The sequence below is a fragment of the Candidatus Binataceae bacterium genome (genome assembly GCA_035508495.1).
GTDB lineage: Bacteria > Desulfobacterota > Binatia > Binatales > Binataceae > JASHPB01.
In genome coordinates this window covers 123914-145647 of record DATJMX010000014.1, presented here as the reverse complement: position 1 = coordinate 145647, position 21734 = coordinate 123914, and the positions used below count along the sequence as shown (strand labels likewise).

General features: G+C 59.6%; 20 protein-coding genes. 16 read left to right on the top strand and 4 right to left on the bottom strand.

Annotated elements, in window-relative coordinates; all coding sequences use genetic code 11:
* Positions 1–15: 15 nt before the first annotated feature.
* The 3 genes from VMA09_05055 (at position 16) to VMA09_05045 (ending at position 3188) form a co-directional block, all read left to right on the top strand.
* A complete protein-coding gene (locus VMA09_05055) occupies positions 16–432 on the top strand; it encodes an organic hydroperoxide resistance protein (protein HUA32951.1) in 417 nt (138 codons plus the stop codon).
* A gap of 140 nt (positions 433–572) precedes the next feature.
* The gene (locus tag VMA09_05050; protein ID HUA32950.1) at positions 573–1988 is read left to right on the top strand and encodes a DUF2252 domain-containing protein; all 1416 of its coding nucleotides are present in this window, start codon (positions 573–575) and stop codon (positions 1986–1988) included.
* Between the two features lie 21 nt (positions 1989–2009).
* Positions 2010–3188 (top strand): hypothetical protein, encoded by a 1179-nt coding sequence (locus tag VMA09_05045; protein HUA32949.1) that lies wholly within the window; start codon positions 2010–2012, stop codon positions 3186–3188.
* A 29-nt stretch (positions 3189–3217) separates the two neighbouring features.
* Here VMA09_05045 and VMA09_05040 read toward each other — a convergent pair whose 3' ends face one another.
* Positions 3218–3637 carry a hypothetical protein gene (locus tag VMA09_05040; GenBank protein HUA32948.1) on the bottom strand — a complete coding sequence of 140 codons (420 nt, stop codon included), beginning with the start codon at positions 3635–3637 and terminating at the stop codon, positions 3218–3220.
* 130 nt (positions 3638–3767) lie between these two features.
* Here VMA09_05040 and VMA09_05035 point away from each other — a divergent pair, with 130 nt between their 5' ends.
* The 7 genes from VMA09_05035 to VMA09_05005 all read left to right on the top strand — a co-directional run bounded on the left by VMA09_05035 (position 3768) and on the right by VMA09_05005 (position 10220).
* Entirely contained in the window at positions 3768–4448 is a 681-nt protein-coding gene (locus tag VMA09_05035; GenBank protein ID HUA32947.1) for an iron-containing redox enzyme family protein, read from the top strand.
* Between the two features lie 169 nt (positions 4449–4617).
* Positions 4618–5481: an STAS domain-containing protein gene (locus VMA09_05030; protein HUA32946.1), complete on the top strand. Its 864-nt coding sequence runs from the start codon at positions 4618–4620 to the stop codon at positions 5479–5481.
* A gap of 2 nt (positions 5482–5483) precedes the next feature.
* Positions 5484–5861, top strand: a complete 378-nt coding sequence (locus VMA09_05025) for an STAS domain-containing protein (protein HUA32945.1) — start codon at positions 5484–5486, stop codon at positions 5859–5861.
* Between the two features lie 8 nt (positions 5862–5869).
* Positions 5870–6250: an anti-sigma regulatory factor gene (locus tag VMA09_05020; protein HUA32944.1), complete on the top strand. Its 381-nt coding sequence runs from the start codon at positions 5870–5872 to the stop codon at positions 6248–6250.
* The gene (locus tag VMA09_05015; GenBank protein HUA32943.1) at positions 6241–7284 is read left to right on the top strand and encodes an ATP-binding SpoIIE family protein phosphatase; all 1044 of its coding nucleotides are present in this window, start codon (positions 6241–6243) and stop codon (positions 7282–7284) included. The genes VMA09_05020 and VMA09_05015 overlap by 10 nt, the downstream gene beginning before the upstream one ends.
* A complete protein-coding gene (locus VMA09_05010) occupies positions 7281–8198 on the top strand; it encodes an ATP-binding protein (GenBank protein ID HUA32942.1) in 918 nt (305 codons plus the stop codon). Before VMA09_05015 ends, VMA09_05010 begins: the two co-directional genes overlap by 4 nt.
* 36 nt (positions 8199–8234) lie before the next feature.
* Complete coding sequence (locus VMA09_05005) at positions 8235–10220, top strand: response regulator (GenBank protein HUA32941.1); 1986 nt, start codon at positions 8235–8237, stop codon at positions 10218–10220.
* A gap of 38 nt (positions 10221–10258) precedes the next feature.
* On the opposite strand, the gene VMA09_05000 is transcribed toward VMA09_05005, so the two are convergent.
* Positions 10259–11995 (bottom strand): sigma 54-interacting transcriptional regulator, encoded by a 1737-nt coding sequence (locus VMA09_05000; GenBank protein HUA32940.1) that lies wholly within the window; start codon positions 11993–11995, stop codon positions 10259–10261.
* A gap of 227 nt (positions 11996–12222) precedes the next feature.
* On the opposite strand from VMA09_05000, the gene VMA09_04995 reads away from it, so the two are divergent.
* Positions 12223–15162, top strand: coding sequence for an AAA family ATPase (locus tag VMA09_04995; GenBank protein ID HUA32939.1), 2940 nt, complete (start codon positions 12223–12225; stop codon positions 15160–15162).
* 17 nt (positions 15163–15179) lie between these two features.
* On the opposite strand, the gene VMA09_04990 is transcribed toward VMA09_04995, so the two are convergent.
* Entirely contained in the window at positions 15180–15434 is a 255-nt protein-coding gene (locus VMA09_04990; protein ID HUA32938.1) for a hypothetical protein, read from the bottom strand.
* Positions 15435–15796: 362 nt separating this feature from the next.
* On the opposite strand from VMA09_04990, the gene VMA09_04985 reads away from it, so the two are divergent.
* The 3 genes from VMA09_04985 to VMA09_04975 all read left to right on the top strand — a co-directional run bounded on the left by VMA09_04985 (position 15797) and on the right by VMA09_04975 (position 18782).
* On the top strand, positions 15797–17200 hold the full coding sequence (locus VMA09_04985) for an FAD-dependent oxidoreductase (GenBank protein HUA32937.1): 1404 nt from the start codon (positions 15797–15799) through the stop codon (positions 17198–17200).
* Positions 17201–17362: 162 nt separating this feature from the next.
* A complete protein-coding gene (locus tag VMA09_04980) occupies positions 17363–18130 on the top strand; it encodes a glucose 1-dehydrogenase (protein HUA32936.1) in 768 nt (255 codons plus the stop codon).
* A gap of 16 nt (positions 18131–18146) precedes the next feature.
* The gene (locus VMA09_04975; GenBank protein ID HUA32935.1) at positions 18147–18782 is read left to right on the top strand and encodes a TetR/AcrR family transcriptional regulator; all 636 of its coding nucleotides are present in this window, start codon (positions 18147–18149) and stop codon (positions 18780–18782) included.
* Between the two features lie 2 nt (positions 18783–18784).
* On the opposite strand, the gene VMA09_04970 is transcribed toward VMA09_04975, so the two are convergent.
* Entirely contained in the window at positions 18785–19135 is a 351-nt protein-coding gene (locus tag VMA09_04970) for a hypothetical protein (protein HUA32934.1), read from the bottom strand.
* A gap of 492 nt (positions 19136–19627) precedes the next feature.
* On the opposite strand from VMA09_04970, the gene VMA09_04965 reads away from it, so the two are divergent.
* A complete protein-coding gene (locus VMA09_04965; protein HUA32933.1) occupies positions 19628–20848 on the top strand; it encodes an amidohydrolase family protein in 1221 nt (406 codons plus the stop codon).
* A 3-nt stretch (positions 20849–20851) separates the two neighbouring features.
* Positions 20852–21712: an amidohydrolase family protein gene (locus VMA09_04960; protein ID HUA32932.1), complete on the top strand. Its 861-nt coding sequence runs from the start codon at positions 20852–20854 to the stop codon at positions 21710–21712.
* The last annotated feature ends 22 nt before the right edge of the window (positions 21713–21734 follow it).

The following is a 21734-nucleotide window of genomic DNA, read 5'->3' as shown; positions in this document are numbered from 1 at the left end:
CAGAAGGAATAAGTAATGCCGGAAATCAAGAAAGTACAATACACGGCGAAAGCTCACACCATCGGGGGCCGCGACGGTGGCTCATCGCGCACTTCCGATGGCCGGCTCGAGGTTAGACTCTCAGTTCCGGGCCTGCCCGGAACTGGCACCAATCCTGAGCAACTCTTCGCCGCCGGATGGTCGGCATGTTTCATCAGCGCGATGGGACTCGTGGCGCACCAGAAGAAAATCAAGCTTCCATCCGAGACTGCTATCGATGCCGAAGTCGATCTGTGCCTGAACGGCGGATATTCGCTCCAGGCCCGCCTGAACGTGAGCATGCCAGGGCTGGAACGCGATATCGCCCAGAGCATCGTCGACGAGGCGCATCAGATCTGCCCCTATTCCAAGGCCACGCGTGGCAATATCGAAGTGACTATCAAGGTCGCCTGATTCGAAGGATGCGACGCGACCTTATGCTTGGTGCCTTTCAAATGAGGATCGCTACTCGTTGACGGCGTATTGATCATTTCAGTAATGCAGGAGATACGCGCGCCTATCGCCTGCATTCGAGGCTGAAGTGACACATGTCAATGCCGATCAACAACGGTAATTCGAAAGCACGCAAAGCTCCCGACCGATACGCGGACCAATATGTTGCTTGGGAGGAGCGCTGGGAGGCGGGCAAGCGGCTGCGCGAGAAGGTTCCGCGCGAGAAACACGCCGGATGGACGCCGACCCAGAGACGCTCCGATCCGGTCGAAATACTCGTCAAGTCAAACGCGCAACGCCTGCCTGAGTTGGTGCCGATCCGAACGGCGCGGATGCTCACTTCGTCGTTCGCGTTTCTGCGCGGCTCGGCGGCGGTCATGGCTGCCGATCTGTCGCGCACGCCGAAAAGCGGAATTCGTGTTCAGGCCTGCGGCGATTGCCACCTGATGAACTTCGGCGCCTTTGCCACGCCCGAGCGCAAGCTGATCTTCGACATCAATGACTTCGACGAAACGCTCCCGGCGCCTTGGGAATGGGATCTGAAGCGGCTCGCGGCAAGTTTCGCGGTCGCCGGTAAGTATATCGATCTGAATCGCGCCGACGCGCACGCAGCCGCCGAATCCGCAGTACGATCGTATCGCAAATCGATGTTTCGCTATTCGCGGATGCGGGTTCTGGATGTCTGGTACGACCACGTCGATGTTGAAGACGTGATCGCGGGCCTTCCCGATCCAAGCTGGCAAAAGAGATGGCGCGAGCGGATCGCCAAGGAACGCGCGCGCAGTGTAGTCGAGCATGACTTTCCCAAGCTTGCCGCGCGCAGCGGCAAGCGGCCCAGGATCAAGGATAACCCGCCGCTGATTTTCCATCTGCCTGACCAGGACGATCATGACCATCACAAGTCGGCGACTGCTGCGCACTATGAGTATATGGCGTCGCTCGCGCCTCAGTACCAGGCGATACTCGAGCGCTATAAACTGGTTGATATCGCGATGAAGGTGGTCGGCGTCGGCAGCGTCGGGACGTTTTGTGCGATCGCGCTTTTGATGGCGTCTGACAACGACCCGCTGTTCCTGCAGATCAAAGAAGCCAACGCATCCGTGCTGGAACCTTTTGCCGGAAAGAGCATTTACAAGAATCATGGCGAGCGGGTCGTAGTCGGCCAGCGATGCATGCAGGCTGCGGGCGATATGCTGCTCGGCTGGGCGCACGGCAAGTATCGCAAACGCGACTTCTACGCGCGCCAGTTGCGCGACATGAAGATGTCGATCGTGATGGAGACAATGGACCGGAACACGCTTCGCTACTACGCGAAGCTCTGCGGACGGGTGCTGGCGCGAGCCCATGCCCGGACCGCGGATCCGGCGGTCATTGCCGGATACATCGGCAAGAGCGGCGTCTTTGACGAGGCGATCGCGCATTTCGCGATGGAGTACTCGACGCAGACCGATCACGATCACGAAGCGTTGACCGTTGCCGTGCGCGCCGGACGGCTGGAGGCCGCGGCATCGATCTGAACTGAGTATTGCTGCTGAATAATGAGTAATCGTGAAGAACCGCTGGAGTCTCTGTTTACCGAGGGCGGTCCCGGCGCCGCGATTCTACGCCGTCTGCGCTTGCTAAATCCGGAGCTGGGCGTCGCGTCGGATCGAGCGGCGATCGTACTGGCTACTTTGTGCTGGGTACCTTTGTTGATTTTGTCGGCCGCGCAAGGGCTTGTTCTCGGCGGAGCGAAAATTCCATTCCTTAAGGACATCGCGGCACAAACGCGCTTTTTGCTGGCGGTGCCGATGCTCATGCTCGCCGAGATTCCGGTGGGATTTCGGCTGCGCGAGATGGTCAAGCATTTCCTGAACGCGGGACTTATCCGCGATTCCGAGCGCGAGCGTTTCGGTGAAATACTTGTCGATTCGGTGCGAATCCGCGATTCTCGCATCGCCGAGCTGGTCGTGGTCTCGCTCGCCTATATCATGACGTATCTGAATTTCACCGGCGGGCAGCTTCAGCAAGGCAGTACATGGTACTCGCCCGACACCGGTCGTCTCTCACTCGCGGGTTATTGGTACGTACTCGTGGCGCTGCCGGTTTTCCAGTTTCTGATCCTGCGTTGGATATACAGGATGCTTAACTGGACATTGTTTCTAATCAAGGTTTCACGGCTTGATCTGAGACTTTCGGCGGCGCATCCGGATTCGGCGGGAGGGCTGGGCTTTCTCGGCAAGAGCCTGATTCCATTTGGCACGATCACGTTTGCGCTGAGCACCGTAGTATCCGGCGCGATCGCGAGCCGCGTCATCTTCGCGGGCGCAAAGCTTGAATCATTCGCAATCGTGTACGTGGCGTTGCTCGTAATCTCACTGATTATTTTCGCGGGGCCGTTGTTGATATTCACACCGCGGCTCTTTCGTCTGAAGTACCAGGGGATGCTCAAGTACGGCGTGCTGGCGGAGCGCTACACGCAATTGTTCGAGCAAAAGTGGACCTCGCTCGGCGAGCACGGTGCGGCCGAGGAATCGGTGCTCGGCACCAGCGATATCCAGTCGCTGGCCGACATGGGCAACAGCTTCGACCTGGTGCGGAAGATGAGAGTATTCCCGCTCGAGCCGAGCGACTTCGTCGCGCTGGCGCTGCCCGCGATCATCCCGGCGCTGCCGTTGCTCGCGACGGTGATGCCCGTCGGCGACATCGTCAAGGATCTCCTGAAGCTAATCGTCTAGCCTTCGACGACTCTATTGCGCTGACCGACTCAGTAGCCGAACTCGAAGCCGGGGCCGAAGCCGTACGGAGGCATCATCATCATGTCTTCGCTGGCCTCCATGTTTTCTTGAGCAGCTTCCTGCTCCTCTTCGACCATCCGGTTCTGTATTCGGATGGCCTCGTAGCGTTGGTACGCACCTTGGGTGCCGACGTACATGCACTGGCATTCATAAGGGTCCGAGACCCAGTAGCGCAGTGTTCCATCCTTGCCGGTGTAGTGCGTCAACTTCAGCGGAGGAAGATTCTTGAGGGTCTGCGACTTCTGCGGAGTATCGGCGGGATATTGTTTGAAACCGGCCGCGGCCAGCATCGGATCCATTTTCTGCGCGCGCTGCTGGGGCGTCAGCGAGCACGAGCCGAGCAGCACGGCGGCAGTGATGGTGACAATTACCTGATAGGCTTTGCGCATGGCGGGCATCTTGGGTCGCGCGCCGGCGCGATGCAACGGATGATTGCCGATTTCGAACGGAAAGTGTCGTTTGAGTATGCACGCTGCCGAGCGCTAATGTCGGGGCGAATCCTTTGAGTGAGGTGACGCGATGGACAAGGCAGCATTTCACGCCGAGATCGCGAGGATCGTCGACGAGTATCGGCTCGATCAGCATCCGTACGTCAAGCTCGTTCATGAAGGCAAAGCCACGCGCGAGCAGCTCAAGGGTTATCCGCTGCAGCATTATGAGATGACCGTGCGCGATTCGGCGCCTATTTCGGCTGTCGCTTACCTAAAGATGTATGAGATCGACAAAAAGGTCGCACGCGGATCTGCCAAAGGATTCGCCGAAGAAGCGCTCGGGCTTTATAGCCATTCCGCGGGGCACACGGAGCTGCTGTTCGAGTTGTGGGAGGGCGGCCTCGGCTTGCCGCGCGAGCAACTGGTTAATTCGGTCGGCTCGGAGGAGGCGCGCGCGTTCAATGCCTGCATGTATCGGATCATTCATCTGAAGCCGCAATTCGTCGGCTCGATCGGCCTGTGCGAGGAAGTCGAGGTTCCCGCCTACAAGATGATCCAGGAGGGCCTCGAGCGTCACTACAATCTGAAGCCCGAACACACGCGCTTTCTGTCCGTGCATCATGAGGCCGACAAGCAGCACGGCGAGGGCGGTCATCGGATGATCGATCGTTTCGTCACCGGGACTGGGCGCGAGCAGGAATTCGTCGCCGAGGCGCGAACGATGGTGCGATTCTTCTGGAAGGGCTTCGATTCGATGCTCACAGCCTGAGAGCGCCACCAGTCCCAACGGAACTGGACCGTCAAATCTTCCGCTAACGGCCTGTCAGGGGGAAATCCCGGCGCGGTCATCGCGGAGTTGCGAACGCCTTCACGGTTATGCAAGCCTGATTGTCCGGACTGATTCTCATCTCACTCACAATGGATAGCGGGGTCTCTCAATGGCTGCTCCTCTGCGCACCGCGGCGATACTGAAGAAGTATCGCGCCGACTTGCTCAAAGAATGGACCCGAACCCTCGTCGATGGAGTCCGCAACGATCGCAGGATCACTGAAGAGGAGTTGTCGGCGCAGGCCAACGAATTTCTAACCTTGATGGACGCCGCAGCGGCGAGCGCCGGAATCCACGAGGTCGATGGCGACCAGTGGTCGCGGGTTAAAGACTTCCTCAGCGGGATCTCGCGTTCGCGCGCGATCCAGGGATTCTCTTCCGACCAGACTGCGGCCTTCATTTTTTCATTCAAGAAGCCGCTGTTCGATCGGCTCCGCAAAGAGCTCAGCAAAGATCCTCAGGCGCTCGCTGATGAACTCTGGGCGGCGACTGAGCTAATCGACAAACTCGGACTGCATACGGTGAAGTTCTTCCAGCAGGCGCGCGAAGAAGTGATCACGCGCCAGCAGGAGGAACTCCTCGAACTGTCCACGCCTGTAGTCAAGATGTGGGATGGCATCCTCGCCCTGCCGATGATCGGCACGCTCGACAGCGCCCGCACGCAGGTGGTGATGGAAACGCTGCTCCAACGAATCGTCGAAACCGGGTCGGAGATGACGGTTATCGACATTACCGGGGTGCCGACCGTCGATACGCTCACCGCGCAGCACCTGATGAAGACCGTCGCGGCAATTCGCATGATGGGCGCCGATTGCATCATCAGCGGGATCCGCCCGCAAATCGCGCAGACGATCGTGCATCTGGGCGTCGATCTGGAGGGCATCACCACCCGGGCCACGCTGGCCGACGCGCTCGCGCTCGCGCTGAAGCGTACCGGATTCATCGTTTCCCGCATCAACGAGAATAAGCGGTAATCATGGAACGAATTCCGATACTCAGGATGGGGACCTTCCTGCTCGTCACTATCCAGATCGAGATGGACGACCGAATTGCGCTGCGGCTCCAGGAAGATCTCACCTCGCTGATTGAGAAGACCGGAGCGCGCGGAGTGTTGCTCGATCTGTCGGCGCTGGAAATCGTCGATTCTTTCATCGGCAGAATGATCGGGACCATATCGGCGATGTCGCGGATACTAAACGCGAAGACCGTCGTCGTTGGACTTCAACCGGCGGTCGCGATCACGCTGGTAGAGTTGGGAATCGCGCTGGCCGGCGTCAAAACTGCCCTCAATGTGGAGCGCGGAATGGCGATCCTGCAGGCCGAGGACGAAGAGGACTCAGACCTCAAAGAATGAGTGAATCGATGCCGATCGTTACCAGTCAGGACGTGGTTCTGGCTCGACAAACAGTTCGAAAACTGGCCCAGGAGACAGGTTTCGGAATCGTGGATCAGACCAAGCTGGTCACCGCGATTAGCGAGCTTGCCCGCAACGCAATCAGCTATGGCGGCGGCGGAGAGCTCCAATGGGAGCGCGTCTCGGACAACGGCAAGAAGGGCCTCAGGCTCACGGTCGCTGATAGGGGGCCCGGGATCGCGGATCTCGAACTCGCGATGAAGGACGGCTGGACCTCGGGCTCCGGGCTCGGGATGGGATTGCCGGGCGCCAAGCGCCTGGTCAACGATTTCCATATAACAACGGAGGTTGGAGAGGGGACGACGGTGGTAGTTACGAAATGGAAGTAGCGTCTCACACGCATACCGCGGCTCGCTCTACGGTCGTCATCCGGATTGACGAGCAGAGCGCGATCGGCGATGCGCGGCGCGTCTCGACAAAAATCGCCGCGGGAGCAGGTCTCAAGGAATCGCTTCGCAACAACGTCCCGCTGATCGTAACCGAGCTCGCGACCAACCTTCTACTCCACGCCAAGGACGGCGAAATCCTGATTCATTTAACGCCCACGCCGACAGGTTCGGCCGTTGAAATAATAGCGACCGATCGCGGCCCCGGGATTGCCGACGTGAAGCGCGCGCTCGACGATGGATACTCGCGCGCCGGGACGCGCGGATGCGGCCTCGGTGCGGTTAAGCGTTTGTCCACGGAATTCGATATCTATTCACGGCAACCATCCGGCACGGTTGTGATGTCGAGAATCTTCACGCGTGGCCGCAAAGAAGGTTCTGCGCGCGCCCATGTCTCGGCGATCTGCGTGCCGAAGCCGGGAGAGCATATAAGCGGCGACGCCTGGCAGATAAGCCGCCTCGGGAACCATTTTGGAGCGGTAGTGATCGATGGATTGGGCCACGGTCCCCTCGCCGCCGAAGCCGCCTCGCGAGCAATCGACATCTTCGACGAGCGGCACTCGATTACGCCGCAGGAATATCTGGAGAGCACGCACCTGGTGATACAGGGTTCAAGGGGCGCGGCCGCGGCCTTCGCCAGGGTCGATTTGGAACGAAATACTCTTCAATATGCCGGGGTTGGTAATATAGTCGGGCGACTGGCTGACGCTCGCAGCCGCAAAACCCGATCGCTGATTTCGCTCGACGGAATCGTCGGAGCACAAATCCGCAAGGTGCGACAATTCGACTATCAGTTGAGTCCTGACGAGCTATTAATCATGCATTCGGACGGTCTCAGCGAGCGCTGGAATCTCGAAGACTACCCGGGGCTGGCTCAGGCCGATGTGGCAACAATCGCGGGTGTGCTATATCGCGACGCAAAGCGGGGACGCGACGACGCCACGGTGCTGGTAGCAAGACTCAATTCGACTCGATGAACGAACGCGAACATAACGACGGTCGCAGCGATTTGGCCGCGCTCCGCGAGCAGTGCCAGGCGCTGCAGGCTGAGCTTGCCACGCGGATCGCACAGGTCGAGTCGCTCACCGATGAACTCGCCGAAACCAACAGCGGCGTCGTGGCCCTCTACGCGGAACTCGATGATCGGTCGGTGCAGCTCCGCGAAGTATCGGAACTGAAAAGCCGTTTTCTTTCCTACATGAGCCATGAGTTTCGGACGCCCCTCGGCTCAATCCGCAGTGTCGTCCGAATCCTCCTCGACAAGCTCGACGGTCCATTAACCGAAGAGCAGGAAGTCCAGCTCCGGTTCATCCAAAAGGGCGCGGAAGAGCTGTCGAACATGGTCAACGATCTGCTTGACCTGGCGAAGATCGACGCCGGCCGCATCTCGATCTCGCCGGAATGGTTCGAGCTGGTCGATTTGTTCTCGACATTGCGCGGCATGTTCAAGCCCATCCTGACCAATGACAACGTCACGTTGATATTCGAAGAGGCCGTCGACATTCCGCGGATTTACACCGATGACAAAAAGCTATCGCAAATACTCAGGAATTTTATTTCCAATGCCCTGAAATTCACGCCCAAGGGTGAAGTCCGGGTTTCCGCACATCAAGAAGAGCCAGGTTTCGTACGCTTCGCGGTCGCCGATACCGGCATTGGAATCGCCAAGGAATATCATAAGGCGGTTTTCGAGGACTTTGTGCAGGTCAACTCTGCCATCCAGCATCGCGTCCACGGTACCGGCCTGGGGCTGGCGCTCAGCAAACGGCTTGCAGAGATGCTCGGTGGCCACGTTGAACTGGACAGCGAAATTGGACGTGGTTCAACATTCTCGGTTATCATACCGATAGAATTTCGCCCGACTGATCCGTCGCCAAACGAAAGGAGTTAGGTGGCAGAACGGCCCAACGGGCGCAGAGACCAGCTAATGCCCGATACCCCCACCCCGCGGATCGCGATTATCGACGATAACCCCGCGACCCTTTACTCCACTTCACGCGTCCTGCGCTCGGCCGGCTTCGAGGTGCGGGAAGGGATGACCGGAGAAGCCGCGCTTGGATTCGCCAACGAAGGCGCGGACCTGATGCTGCTCGATGTCAACCTGCCCGACATGCACGGCTTCGACATCAGCCGTCACCTGCGCAACGATCCGCGCACCGCGCGCCTGCCGATCATTCATCTCTCGGCAACCTTTGTCACTGAAATCGACAAAGCCCGCGGTCTCGATGCCGGCGGCGACGGCTATCTCACGCATCCTGTCGAGCCTCCCGTGCTCATCGCGACGGTCAACGCCTTTCTGCGCGCGCGGCGCGCCGAAGACGATTTGCGCACCAGCGAGGCCAAGTTCAGAGCCGTCTTCGACAATGCCTCCGGCGGCATCCTGCTGCTCGACGAGGATATGACTTTTCTGGACGTCAATCCGAAGGTCTGTCGTGTGCTCGCGCGCAACCGCGAGGAGATTATCCGCCAGCCACTGTCAGCATTCACCGACCCCGAATCGCACGTCAACCTCGCCGAGATTTCGCGCACCCTCGAGGCCAAGGGTTTCTGGCAAGGCATCTTCCCGTTACGCAAAGACGATAGCGGCGACCTGGTACATCTTGATTGGAACATCTCGGCGCACTCGTTTCCCGGCGTGCGGATGGCGATCGTTACCGATATCACGGAGCGGGTGAGGCTCGAGCTACAGCGCGATGAGCTGCTCGCGAGCGAGCGCAAAGCCCGGTCTGAAGCGGAGCGCGCCAATCGCCTGAAAGACGAATTTCTCGGCACCCTGTCGCACGAGCTGCGCACCCCGCTCAACGCGATCCTGCTACGGACCCAAGCTCTTCGGCAGAGCGTCGGCGATCCGGAAAAGGTCGAACGGGGCCTCGCCGCGATTGAGCGCAACACCCAGCTTCAGGCGCGCCTGATTTCCGACCTGCTCGACGTGTCGCGGATCATGTCGGGGAAACTGCGCCTGGACGTCGAGCCGATCGATCTGGCTGCGACCATTCGATCCGCATTGGAAATCCTCGCTCCCGCACTCGAGGCCAAGGGACTCAAACTCAAGACCTTGATCGATCGCAACGCGGCGACAATTTCCGGCGACCCCGGCCGACTGCATCAGGTTATCTGGAACCTGGTCAACAACGCGATCAAATTCACACCGCAAGGCGGTGAGATTTCAGTCGCTCTCAAGCGTGTCGCCGGCGAGGTCGAGATAACGGTCAGCGACACCGGCCAGGGAATCAAACCCGAGCTGCTGCCGCACCTGTTCGAGCGATTTCGCCAAGGCGATGTCAGCGCGAATCGGACCCACGGCGGCCTGGGTCTGGGGCTCGCAATCGTCAAGCACCTCGTCGAGATGCACGGTGGGACGGCGCGTGCCTACAGCGCCGGGCCCGGCAAAGGCGCAACCTTTACCGTCGTCTTGCCCAATGAGATCGTGGATCGCGATTCAGAGGCTGAGGCTCGCGCTCCGACGCAGCGTCACGAGACTGAGCTGGCGCGTCTGGACGGCGTGCGAATACTCGTCGTTGATGACGACGTCGATGCTGCCGCGGCAATGAGCCAGATCCTGGAATCACACGGCGCCCAGCTGGCCACTGCCAATGATGTCGATACGGCGCTGGACGAGCTGACACGCTTCAGTCCGGACGTGCTGGTGAGCGACATCGGGATGCCGGGGCGCGATGGCTACGATCTGATTCGCGAGGTTCGCGCGCGTGGGTTCACCCACCAGGCGCTGCCTGCTATCGCGCTGACTGCTCTGGCCCGTCCGGAGGATCGGCGCCGGGCCTTGCTCGCCGGCTATCAGATCCATCTCGCCAAGCCGACCGACGCAACCGAGCTGAGCGCGGCGATTGCAACCCTGATTGGCCGGACCGGAATCGACGAAAGCGCCCAGGAGCGCAAGCTCTCCGCGGATTGATCGCGCCAGGCGGCGCGTTCTCGAAAATCTCGAGCGCCCTAAGCCCGTCGTAATCCTGCGTGTTGGTCGGCGATCTTAAACGCGATCTTGTTGATGTTGAGCGCCTTGATCTTCGACTCGAGCGTGGACGGCCTGATGCCGAGCTTGACGGCGGCGCCCGACGGACCGGAGACACGGCCACGCGATTCTGCCAGCGCGGCTTCGATTCTCACCCGCTCCTGGGTTTCCATCGCTTGCGCAAGTGGCATCGCGGGCGTTGCGATCTGAACGCGATTTCGCAACAGCCAGCTCGGATCAACCGAGAACGTTTCCGTCTCACAGATGATGACCGAGCGCTCGATCACGTTCTGAAGCTCGCGGACATTGCCCGGCCACGGATAGGAGCGCAGATGATCCATGCTGGCTTGGCTGATGTTTGTAATTCGCTTGCCCGAGGCCGCCGCGTACCGATCGACGAAGTATCGCACCAGCATCGCGATGTCCTCGGGACGTTGTCGCAGCGGCGGGACTTCGATCGGGAACACGTTGAGCCGGTAGAAGAGATCACTGCGAAAAATGCCCTCGGCGATCGCTGCCTTCAGATCGCGATTCGTAGCCGCGATCACGCGCACGTCAAGCGCGATGGTGTGACTGCCCCCGAGCCGCTCGAATTCCCGCTCCTGCAGGACGCGCAATAACGCGACCTGCGTTTCCATCGGCAGTTCGCCGATTTCATCGAGAAAAATCGTGCCGCCAGCGGCCATCTCGAAACGCCCGAGCCGCTTCTGCAGCGCTCCTGTGAAAGCTCCTCGCTCGTGGCCGAAGAGCTCCGATGCGATCAGCGCCTGCGGAATCGCCGCGCAGTTCACGCTGACGAACGGGCCCTTCGAGCGCGCTGAGCGCTTGTGAATCGCGCGGGCAATCAGCTCCTTGCCCGTGCCCGTCTCGCCCGTGACCAGGATCGACGACTCGGTCGGCGCAACCTTCGAGACGCGTGACAATGTCGCCTGCAGCGCCGCCGAATCGCCGATGATCTCTTCGAACATCGAAATCGTGTCGATTTCCTCGCGCAGCGCAGTGTTCTCGTTTTGCAGCCGCTGCTCGAGCTGCTTGCGATCTTCGATTTCGATTCCCGACGAATACCAGCGCAGGATGCGGCCGCTGCTGTCACGAAGCGGAAATGAGCGGAACAGGTGCCAGCGAAAAGCCCCATCTTTGCGGCGCAGGCGGATTTCGAACTCGTAGCTCTCGCCGCGCAGAATCGGACCGCGACTGTTGATCGCCTCCAGATCGTCAGGATGGGCGAACCGCCGCATGTAACCGGGCGATCGATATTCCTCCAAAGTGATTCCGGCGTACTCGAGCGCGAATCGATTTGCGTAGAGGCGCCGTCCCGCTGGCGACATGATCCCGATCTGCTGTGGCGTGAAATCGATCAAGTCGCGGACCTCGCGCTCAGCGCGTTTGAGATCCTCGATGTCGGTGTTGGTGCCAAACCATCGGACAACGGTGCCGTGCTCGTCGCGATAAGGTTCCGCGCGCATCAGGAACCATCGATATTCGCCGCCCGAGCTTCGCAGACGCGCCTCGGCCTCACCTGCACGTCCGGTGCTGATGATCTCCTGCCAAACCTGCGTCAGACCTTCCACGTCATCCGGATGCAACGTGCTCGTCCATCCCCATCCGACGGCCTCGTGCAGCTTAAGGCCAGTGAAATCGAGCCAGCGTTTGTTCATGTATTCGACGGAGCCGTCGCTCAGGCACGACCACATGAGCGCCGGTACCATGTCAATCATGAGGCGGAAATCGGGGCTCGAAACGCTCGGATCGAGGTTCATAGCGCTCTGGCGATCGCTCAAATCATGGGCGAAGCTGCTTCTTGAGAGTCTACGGTTCTCCAGGGACTCTTCTTCTTGCACGCATCTATGGCTAACGCTCGATCGCAGCAGCGTAAAGCAATTCGGCGTGGAGACGGCGTGGAGTTTCCGTGGAGTTTCGTGTGTAGCGAAAATGGCGACCGCCAATGAAATCGCAGCCCGATCTTAGGTTCCGAGCGTTCACGCTCGATCGCGCAAATCAGCAATTGCGGCGCGCTTCCGTGGTGATCCCCCTGCCGCCAAAAACCTTTGCGGTCCTGCAGTACCTCGCGGAAAATCCGCAGCGCCTGGTTACCCACGCCGAGTTGTTGAGCGCGGTGTGGCCGGGAGTCGCGGTCGGAAACGGTCTGCTGCGGGGCTATTTGCGCGACATCCGCCGCGCGCTCGGCGACGACGCGGCGAATCCAAAATTCATCGCGACACAACAGCGCCTTGGCTTTCGCTTCCTGCCCGAGGTTGATTTCGATTCATTCGAGAACGCCCAAGGGGCGTTGCCGAGCGGCCGCGATTCCACACCTGTCAGCGCGCTGGTTGGGCGCGATCACGAAACGCGCGCGCTCGCGGATTTCCTGCGCGAGAGTCTCAATGGCCAGCGTCAGGTGGTTCTGATTGCGGGCGAGCCCGGGATCGGCAAAAGCGCGCTGGTCGGCGAGTTCGTCACGCGCGCCACTGCGCAATCCTCGGTCATCGCGACCTTGGGTCAATGTGTCGAGCAATACGGCATCCGCGATTCGTATCTGCCGATCTTCGACGCGCTCGAGAGCCTGTGCCGCGGCCCCCGCGCTACGAGCGTCATTCGCGTGCTCAGTCGTCATGCTCCCGTATGGCTAAGCCAGTTGCCGCGAATTGACGCCAGTCAGCACGCGGCGAGCGCGCCGAACGTTCAGGATCGCACGCAGGCTGGGATGCTCCGTGAGCTCTGCGAAGCGCTGGAGGTGATCGCCGCCGAGATGCCGCTGATCCTCGTGCTCGAAGATCTGCAGTGGAGCGATAATTCGACGCTCGATTTGCTATCGGCGATCGCACATCGGCGAGAGCCCGCGCGTCTGATGGTCATCGGAACTTATCGGCCCGCCGAGGTTATCGTTTCCTCGCATCCGCTCAGGACGATCGCGCAGGAGCTGCAGGCGCATCGTTTGTCCCGCGAGCTTTGGCCCTATGGCCTCAACGTCGACGAGGTGCGGCGCTTTCTGGATCAGCGCTTCGTGGGCAACGGATTTCCCGAGCGGATGGCCCAGATGATTCACGCCAATTCCGCCGGCAATCCGCTCTTCATGACGACTCTGATCGACGACCTGATGCATCAGAACGCGATCATGAACGTCGACGGGCAATGGCGCCTTGGCGGCGACCTGGACGAGGTCGGGACGAAGCGGCCGGAGAGTCTGCGCAAGCTAATCGAGGCGCGCTTCGAACGGCTCTCAGCGCGCGAGCGTTCGGTGATCGAAGCGGCTGCCGTTACGGGCATCGAATTCACCGCCGACCTCATCGCCGCGGCGCTCGAAATCGAGACCGCCGACGTCGAGGATTGCTGCAACGATCTGGTGCGGCGCTCCCAGTTTCTCGCCGCGGCGTCACCCGAGCAGCCAACCGGCGCTGGTGCGCAATTCACTTTTCGTCACGATCTCTATCGCAGCGCCGCGCTGGCCCGAACCTCATTTGCCCGCCGCGTCCTCTGGTGCCAGCGTATCGCCGAGCATCTGGCATCTGGCGACGACAGGTTCGTTAAAGAGGTATCTGGCCAGATCGCCTTTTATTTCGAGCAGGCTGGCCTTCCGCAGCAGGCGGCTAAGCATTGCCTGGTGGCGGCAGAGCGCTGTTCAGAGATCTTTGCCGACAGCGAGGCCGTCGAGCAGTTCCGCCGGGGAATCAAGCTGCTCCAGAATGCGCCGGCCTCAGAGGCGCGCGACGATCTGGAGCTTCGTTTGCAAGTTGGGCTGGCAACATCGCTGACCAAGCTCGAAGGTCTGGACAGCGATGAGATCGACGCGGCTCTGCGCCGGGCCACGGCACTCAATCAAAGAGTGGCAGATGCGCCCCAGGCTTTCGCCACGCTGCGGTTATTGGTTTCGCTGCAGATCGGCCGCGCGGATTTTCCGGGCAGTCTCGACTTTTGCGATCGGATGGACGATATCGCCGGCCGGCACCGCGAGCCGATATTCGAGGCTGAGGCAAAACGACTACGCGGACTGAGTTCTTTCTTCCTCGGCCGCTGCGCCGAGGCGCGAGATTCTCTGGAAAAAAGTATTTCAATATTCAATCAAAGCAGTACTCAATCGCATAGTTTTGCATATGCAGAAGATCCCAGGGTCTTTTCCTCATCGGTTCTGGCAATTGTCCTTTGGATGCAAGGCTATCCGGACCAGGCTCTGGCCCGTTCCCAGGAGGGAGTTAGAATAGCAACTGAGATTGGCGAACCTTACTCAGTCGCGCTGGCTCATTACTTCCTTGCCAATCTGATGAGATTTCTGCGCGACATTCCAGGTACGCTGCGCGAGTCCAGTTCAACGATCGCGATATGCCAGGAGCACGGTTTCGCTTTGTGGCGCGCCCAGGCGTCGCTGGAGCGCGGATGGGCTCTGGCGATGAGCAAAAAGTCCGCCGACGGAATCAAGGAGATCGAGGCCGCGCTCGGCACGCAACTCGGCTCGGTAGGCGCGGGCGGCTCGATCGCAAAACTTGCCGACGCATGTTTGTGCGCGAAGAAAACATCCAGAGGCCTGAGCGCCGTAAACCAGGGCCTCGAGCACGTGCAGAAATATCATGAAGGTATGTGGGCACCTGAGCTTCATCGGCTGAAGGGAGAGCTGCTCTTGCAAAAGCTTGACGCCAAGAAAGCGGGTAAAAGACGGGCCAAGGAATTCGATCAGGCTGAGCAATGCTTCCTGACCGCCATCGATCGCGCGAAAGAGAACGGCGCAAGATCATTAGAGCTGCGCGCCGCCACCAGCCTGTGTCGCTTGTTCGGGCAACAATCCAAACCACGTCACGGCCGCCGCCGACTGGAAGAGGTCTATCGATGGTTCACCGAAGGACTCGAAACCCCCGATCTGATTGACGCAAAGGCATTGTTGAAGAATGGCTAGCAGGCGTGCTCAGGCTTCTAACTGCGGCTGCGTTCATCGAGCCATTCGCGCACGTACGGTGGACAGTTGCGCAGCTCGATCCCCCGCCCTTCCCATCGCGCGAGCGTATCGACGACGTCGCGCTCGACGAGTGTTACGTCCTTCATGTCGAGGACGGTGCGCTTGCTCCGCGTGGCAAATTGAGACTGAAGTTCGCCGAGATGTACCGTTTCCACCTTGCCGCTGAGGACGAGCACGACGTCATCGGCGCTCTCAAGTCGTTCAATCTTCAATACCACCTGTCATCCCTCTGCGGCCTAAAGCCGCTTCATCCTTTCGTCCGTCGATAGCTGCGAGTGCCAGGGCGATCAGCGAGGACGTTGCGAGCGTCGTGCCATCCGCCGGCGGCCGGAAATGATCGTGCGAATGAGCATGAGAAGTCATCAGGCCTCACGCGTCGAGGCGGAGATTTCTTACGATGGTTCGCGAATTTACGATCGTCCGCGATATAGCGCGGCCTTCACCCACCAAAAGTAAGCTAATCGACAGAGCGCCACGCTGGATCGAGAGGGAACGGCGCTTGCTGAGTGCGTCACGGGAACCTGTCTCACGAGTTCCCTGCCAACTATGCATTTTTCTTTTCGGAGGCGAAATTATGCCGAATATTGAAAGGTATGAGAATCTCGTCATCGGTAGCGGGGGAGCGGGCAAGCTCACCGCCTGGTCATTGGGTGCGGCTGGACGCCAAACCGCGCTCGTCGAGCGCGGCGCGCTCGGCGGCGCATGCCCGAACGTCGCATGTCTTCCGAGCAAGAACATCATCTATTCCGCGCGCGTCATCTCGCTCGCCAAACGCGGCGCCGAATTCGGACTCGAGACCGAGGGCCTGCACGTCAATATGGCGGCCGTCCAGCATCGCAAGCGCCTGATGGTCGAGGGGCTCCACCAGATGCATGTCGATCGCACCAAGGCGAGCGGCGCTGAGCTCATCATGGGCAGTGCGCGTTTCATCGCACCGCGCACCGTCGAGATCGATCTCAATAGCGGCGGCAAGCGGACCATCGCCGGCGATCGCGTCTTCCTCGACCTCGGCACGCGTGCCGCCATTCCGCCCGTCCAGGGACTGGCGCAGGCGAAGCCGATGACTCACGTCGAAGCGCTCAACCTCGAGCGCCTGCCTGAGCATCTCATCGTGATGGGCGGCGGCTACGTCGGGCTCGAACTGGCGCAGGCGATTCGCCGCATCGGAGCGAAGGTCACCGTGATCGAAGCGGGCCCGCAGCTCGCGGGTCATGAGGATGCCGACGTGGGCGCGGAGCTGAATGATCTCTTCACCAGCGAGGGAATTGAAGTAGTGCTCGGCACTGAAGTTCGCAAGGTCGAGGGACGCTCCGGCGAGCGCGTAAAGATCGAAACGACCGACGGACCCGGCCAGCGCACGATCGAAGGCACCGACATCCTGGTCGCGACCGGACGTCTCGCCAACACCGAAGGAATCGGGCTCGACCTCGCCGGAATTGAACTGGGCGAGCACGGCTTTATCAAGGTCAACGATCGCCTCGAGACCACCAGCGAGAAAACCTGGGCGATGGGCGACTGCGCGGGTAGTCCAATGTTCACGCACGTGTCGGAAAACGATTTCGGCATCGTTTACGGCAATCTGAACGGCGCCGATCGATCCACCAGGAATCGGCTCATCCCGTTCTGCATGTTCACCGACCCCGAGCTCGCGCGCGTCGGCCGCAACGAGAATGAAGCGCGCCGCGACGGAATCGAATATCGCGTGGCGAAAATGCCGATGGCCAACATCCTGCGCACGCGAACGATCTCAGAACCGCGCGGCTTCATTAAAATGCTGATCGCGAAGAACAGCGACGAGATTCTCGGCTTCACGGCCTTCGGCTTCGAAGCAAGCGAATTGATGGTCGCGGTGCAGACAGCGATGGCCGGTCGTTTGCCGTTCACCATCTTGCGCGACGCGATCTTCACGCATCCCACGATGTCCGAAGGCCTGAATTTCCTTCTGGCTGATGTTCCTTCTAAGGAAATGCCCAAGTGAATTTGTAGACCAGTTCGTAGAACCACCTCGCGCCATTCGCGACGACTTCTATCCCGGTGCGGTGTAGATACACGGCGGTCTTGACTAATAACGCTACACTAGTGTAGCGTTATTAGGGCGAGGCGTTGGACTGGCGAAATTTAGTCGTGTGAAGGTGCGCCGATGCGCAAGCTCGAGAACAAGGTGAGCGTAGTAACCGGCGCGGCATCGGGAATTGGCGAAGCTACGGCCAAACTGTTTGCCGCCGAAGGCGCCACCGTCGTCGTCGTCGATATCGATGAGATCAATGGCCGTCGGGTCGCAAACGAGATTGGAACCACGGCGCTTTTTTACAAGGCCAACGTCGGCGATTCGGCCGAGGTTGAAGAAATGATCAGATTTACGCTCGAGAAATTCGGCCGCATCGACATCCTGCACAACAACGTCGCGACTGCCGGCGCCGTTGCCCCCATCGGCGACATGCCGCTCGAGGCCTGGCAGCGCGCGATTACTATTTCTCTCTCAGGAGTTTTCTATGGGATGCGGTTCGCCTTGCCGCACATGGTGGCGCAGGGCGGCGGAGTGATCGTCAATACCGCGTCGGTCTCCGGCCTCGCAGCGGACTTCTTGTTGGGCGCGTATAATGCAGCGAAAGCCGGTGTCATAAATCTCACTCGCACCGCAGCAATTGAGTATGCTCGCAAGAATATTCGCGTAAATGCCGTCTGTCCGGGCAGCGTCGCGACACCGCCGCTGGTCCGGGCGCTGGGAGACGAAGGACGAAAACTACTAGAAGACCATCATCCGATTGGCCGGCTTGGCCACCCGGATGAGATCGCTCGCGTGGTGCTGTTTCTCGCCAGCGACGATTCATCTTTCATGACGGGAAGCATAGTAGTCGCGGACGGCGGTATCAGCGCCCACACAGGATTCTTTGGGCATCCCCTCTAGATAGTCTTTGCATCCCGTGGCTCAACACTTAGTCAAACCCACACAAAAGGAAGTGAGTTCGCCTGCAAGAGGACGCGGGCGGCCGCGTAGCGACGCTGCTGATCGAGCGATTCGCCAAGCCGCGCTCCAGGTCTTCATCGAGCGCGGGATAGATGCGGCAAGTATCGAACAAATCGCCGACTACGCGGGTGTTGCGCGAACAACGCTGTATCGCCGCTGGTCATCGAAAGAAGATCTCATTGCCCAGGCAATCGCCTCCGCGCGCGGCGAAGGAGAACGCCAGGCAGCGAATCGAGCCAGGTCGCGCAAATCACCTGGGCCCCTGATCGATGCGCTCGCGGATCTCGTCACGCGCCCGGAATACAGAAGACTGGCGGCTCGACTGATCGGCTCTGTTCCGAGTTGCCCGAAGCTGATGGCGACCTATTGGACCAACTATTTGTTGCCACGGCGTTCGGCAATGGCGCTATTGATCGAGGAGGCGCGCCACCAGGGTATCGTGCGAAAGGATTGCGACCCGGAGATACTGCTGGATGTAATTAGCGGCGCGGTTATACATCATTTGCTAGTCAGACCGGGGAACAGGACGCGCAGCGAAATGCGCACATACCTTAACCAGGTGTTGCGCCAGTTTTATCCTGCGGAGCGATGAACTCAGTCGGATGCGAGCTTGACGGAACGTGCTTTGTCGGAGCTGATCCAGCCCTGGGCGGCGAAGTAGTGCGAAAGATATGCGCTCACCTGATCCGCCGTCTTGTCGGATAGATAGTTAAATCGGCCGAGGTAGGCTTTCCCGCCCGCGATCGCTCCTGTTGCGGCACCGCCGGCGATCGTCACACCTCCGGTGGCCGCCGCTCCCGCGCCCATCAGCAGCGCGGAACCCGGCAGTTCATTTGCCGCGGCATGTCCGATTGCAAGCTCGCGCTCTTGATCGGGCGTGCTCGAGAACTTTCGCTCGGCTTCCGACACCACGCCGTGGCTTTCCTTCACATCGTCTGCGACCACAGCGAAGTTCTGTACATAAATTATTTGCGGTCGAGGTTGGGTTGCTGAATCTGCGACGGTCTCAGGCTTGACCCCGGCGCTGGCACATCCTGCACCAACGATGGCGAGCATCAGGAAGGCCGTCTCGAAGAAATGAAAAATACTTCGAACATGGAAAGACGATGGCGAAGATTCGATGCACTTCATGTCTTTTCCGTAGGCCTGACGAAATAGAAAGCCCGAGCTCCGCGGTTGCCGATTCAACTTCGATGCAGGAATCGAAAGCCACGAAAGCGCAGTGAATCTCTTGGTTCTTCGGCCTTCGAGATTGAACTGTCCTATGAAAAAACGCCCCGCCGGGCAGGGACTTTACTCGTGTGATCCAGCCCGCCGTCGGATAGCACTGGTGACGGCGAAATTCCAGACATCGCAGGTTTGAGAAGTTACACCGCTAAGATGTAATAACCGAGTTGGAATCCTGGGTCGATCCTGAGCCATCCAACGGAGGTTCAAATGTCTCAAGAGCCTTACATCCTGATTACTGCGGACACGCATGCGGGCGGGAGCCATGCGAGCTATCGCGAATATCTCGATCCGGAATGGCGCGAGCGGTTCGACGATTGGCGCGGCGGTTATAAGAACCCTTCGCAGGAGCACTACGGCTCCAAGAAGATGCGCAATTGGGACTACGGCATTCGCAACAAGGATCAGGACAGTCAGGGCGTAGTCGGCGAAGTGGTATTTCCCAACACCGTCCCGCCGTTCTATCGCAAAAGTATCGTCACGGCGCATCCGCCAAAGCCCGAAGATTATCAGCAGTGCCAGGCAGGTATCCGTGCGCACAACCGGTGGCTCAAGGATTTCTGCGCCGAGGATCCTGTACGCCGCGCCGGGATCGGACTTATCCTGCCCAATGACTTCGACGAAGCGATCAAGGATATCGAGTTCATCGCGAAGTCGGGATTACGTGGCGGCGTGCTGCTGCCGCTTATTCCGCCTGACGCGCACTGGCTGAAGCCGCTTTATGATCCTGCGTGGGATCGAGTGTTCGCGGCAATCCAGGATCATGGCCTCGTGCTGAATCAGCATACGGGACAAGGCCTGCCGAACTACGGCGAGGGCGTCGTCGCCGAATCGATTTGGATCCAGGATGTCGCCTACTACGGTCAGGCCGGCTATCGGCATCTGCTGATGGCCGGAGTATTCGAGAAGTTTCCGAAACTGAAGCATATACTGACTGAGTCAGGATGTTACTGGGTGCCGGCGATCCTCAAGCAGATGGACCGCGCGTATTACGCCATCAAGTCGGGCGCGCTCGGCGAAATGAACTACAAGGGAATGGAGTCGCCGCTCAAGGAACCGCCAAGTGAGTATGCGAAACGCAGTTGCTATTACGGCGCGAGCTTCCCGAGTAAAGCCGACCTCGCCGGAATCGAAGAGATCGGCGAAGACCATGTGCTGTGGGGCAATGACTATCCACATTACGAAGGAACCTTCCCTTACAATCTGCAATCGTTGCGACTCACCTTCGGCGCCATGACCGATTCGCGCCGCCGCAAACTACTGGGCCTGAACGCGGCGAAGCTCTACAATTTCGATCTGGACAAACTCAAGGAACGCGCTGCGAAGATCGGGCCGACTCCTGCGCAGGTCGAGACCCCGCTGCCGCGCGAGGAAATCCCCCGCGATAGTGCCTGTTATCTCTTTCGCGAAGCGCTGCAGGAGGCGTCCTGAGCCATGGCGATGCCCACCGACATCGGGATCATCGATACTATGATCGGCTTCCCGGCTGACGACTTCAAAATGTATGACTTCATCCGGAAGCAGTTGAAAGATCCGTCGGCGAAATTCGATTTTCCGGTCGAGTACATGTTCAAGAACGTGCCGAAAGAACTGTACGGCTCCAAGGATCCCATCGGCGCGACGCTGCATGAGATGGATCGCTTCGGCATCGAGATCGGCCTTATCGGCGTGGGCGGCGAAGTATCGGCCGGGGCACTCAAGGATTACCCGGACAGGTTCGTTCCGATCGGCAACGTCGATCCGAATCGCGGCATGGACGGAATCCGCGACATGGTCCGGCAGCACGAAAAATACGGCGTGCGGGCCTTCGGCGCGTTCAACGCCGGCTACAATCCGCAAGTAGGTATTTCCGATCCGCTGATGTATCCGATCTACGCCAAGTGCGTGGAGCTGGGTGTGCCGATCTTCGCCTGCGCGGGAGTGCCGGGGCCGCGATTCCCAATGTGGCCGCAGGAAGTGCGCTTGATCGACCAGGTTATGTACGACTTCCCTGAACTCGTCTTCGTCACGCGCCATGGATGCGAGCCGTGGGAAGACCTCGCGGTCAAGCTGATGCTGAAGTGGCCGAATCTTTACTACTCAACCTCCGCGTTCGCGCCCAAGCATTATCCCGAAGCGATCGTCCGCTACGCGAACACGCGTGGCACCGACAAAATCATCTATGCCGGTTACTTTCCGATGGGTCTCTCGCTCGAACGAATCATGACCGACATGAAATCGGTGCCATTCAACGACCAGGTCTGGCCAAAGTTCCTGCGCAACAACGCCCGTAAAGTCCTGAAGCTCGGATCTTGAAATGAGTCTCGAGTGCCTGACG

Excerpts from the sequence above, each read along its gene's own strand:
- VMA09_05055 (HUA32951.1), top strand. The coding sequence starts at position 16 with ATGCCGGAAATCAAGAAAGTACAATACACGGCGAAAGCTCACACCATC.
- VMA09_05000 (HUA32940.1), bottom strand. The coding sequence starts at position 11,995 with ATGATTGACATGGTACCGGCGCTCATGTGGTCGTGCCTGAGCGACGGC.
- VMA09_04965 (HUA32933.1), top strand. The coding sequence starts at position 19,628 with ATGTCTCAAGAGCCTTACATCCTGATTACTGCGGACACGCATGCGGGC.
- VMA09_05030 (HUA32946.1), top strand. The coding sequence starts at position 4,618 with ATGGCTGCTCCTCTGCGCACCGCGGCGATACTGAAGAAGTATCGCGCC.
- VMA09_05040 (HUA32948.1), bottom strand. The coding sequence starts at position 3,637 with ATGCGCAAAGCCTATCAGGTAATTGTCACCATCACTGCCGCCGTGCTG.
- VMA09_04960 (HUA32932.1), top strand. The coding sequence starts at position 20,852 with ATGGCGATGCCCACCGACATCGGGATCATCGATACTATGATCGGCTTC.
- VMA09_05045 (HUA32949.1), top strand. The coding sequence starts at position 2,010 with ATGAGTAATCGTGAAGAACCGCTGGAGTCTCTGTTTACCGAGGGCGGT.
- VMA09_05015 (HUA32943.1), top strand. The coding sequence starts at position 6,241 with ATGGAAGTAGCGTCTCACACGCATACCGCGGCTCGCTCTACGGTCGTC.
- VMA09_04985 (HUA32937.1), top strand. The coding sequence starts at position 15,797 with ATGCCGAATATTGAAAGGTATGAGAATCTCGTCATCGGTAGCGGGGGA.
- VMA09_05050 (HUA32950.1), top strand. The coding sequence starts at position 573 with ATGCCGATCAACAACGGTAATTCGAAAGCACGCAAAGCTCCCGACCGA.
- VMA09_04980 (HUA32936.1), top strand. The coding sequence starts at position 17,363 with ATGCGCAAGCTCGAGAACAAGGTGAGCGTAGTAACCGGCGCGGCATCG.
- VMA09_05020 (HUA32944.1), top strand. The coding sequence starts at position 5,870 with ATGCCGATCGTTACCAGTCAGGACGTGGTTCTGGCTCGACAAACAGTT.
- VMA09_05025 (HUA32945.1), top strand. The coding sequence starts at position 5,484 with ATGGAACGAATTCCGATACTCAGGATGGGGACCTTCCTGCTCGTCACT.
- VMA09_05005 (HUA32941.1), top strand. The coding sequence starts at position 8,235 with ATGCCCGATACCCCCACCCCGCGGATCGCGATTATCGACGATAACCCC.
- VMA09_04995 (HUA32939.1), top strand. The coding sequence starts at position 12,223 with ATGAAATCGCAGCCCGATCTTAGGTTCCGAGCGTTCACGCTCGATCGC.
- VMA09_05010 (HUA32942.1), top strand. The coding sequence starts at position 7,281 with ATGAACGAACGCGAACATAACGACGGTCGCAGCGATTTGGCCGCGCTC.
- VMA09_05035 (HUA32947.1), top strand. The coding sequence starts at position 3,768 with ATGGACAAGGCAGCATTTCACGCCGAGATCGCGAGGATCGTCGACGAG.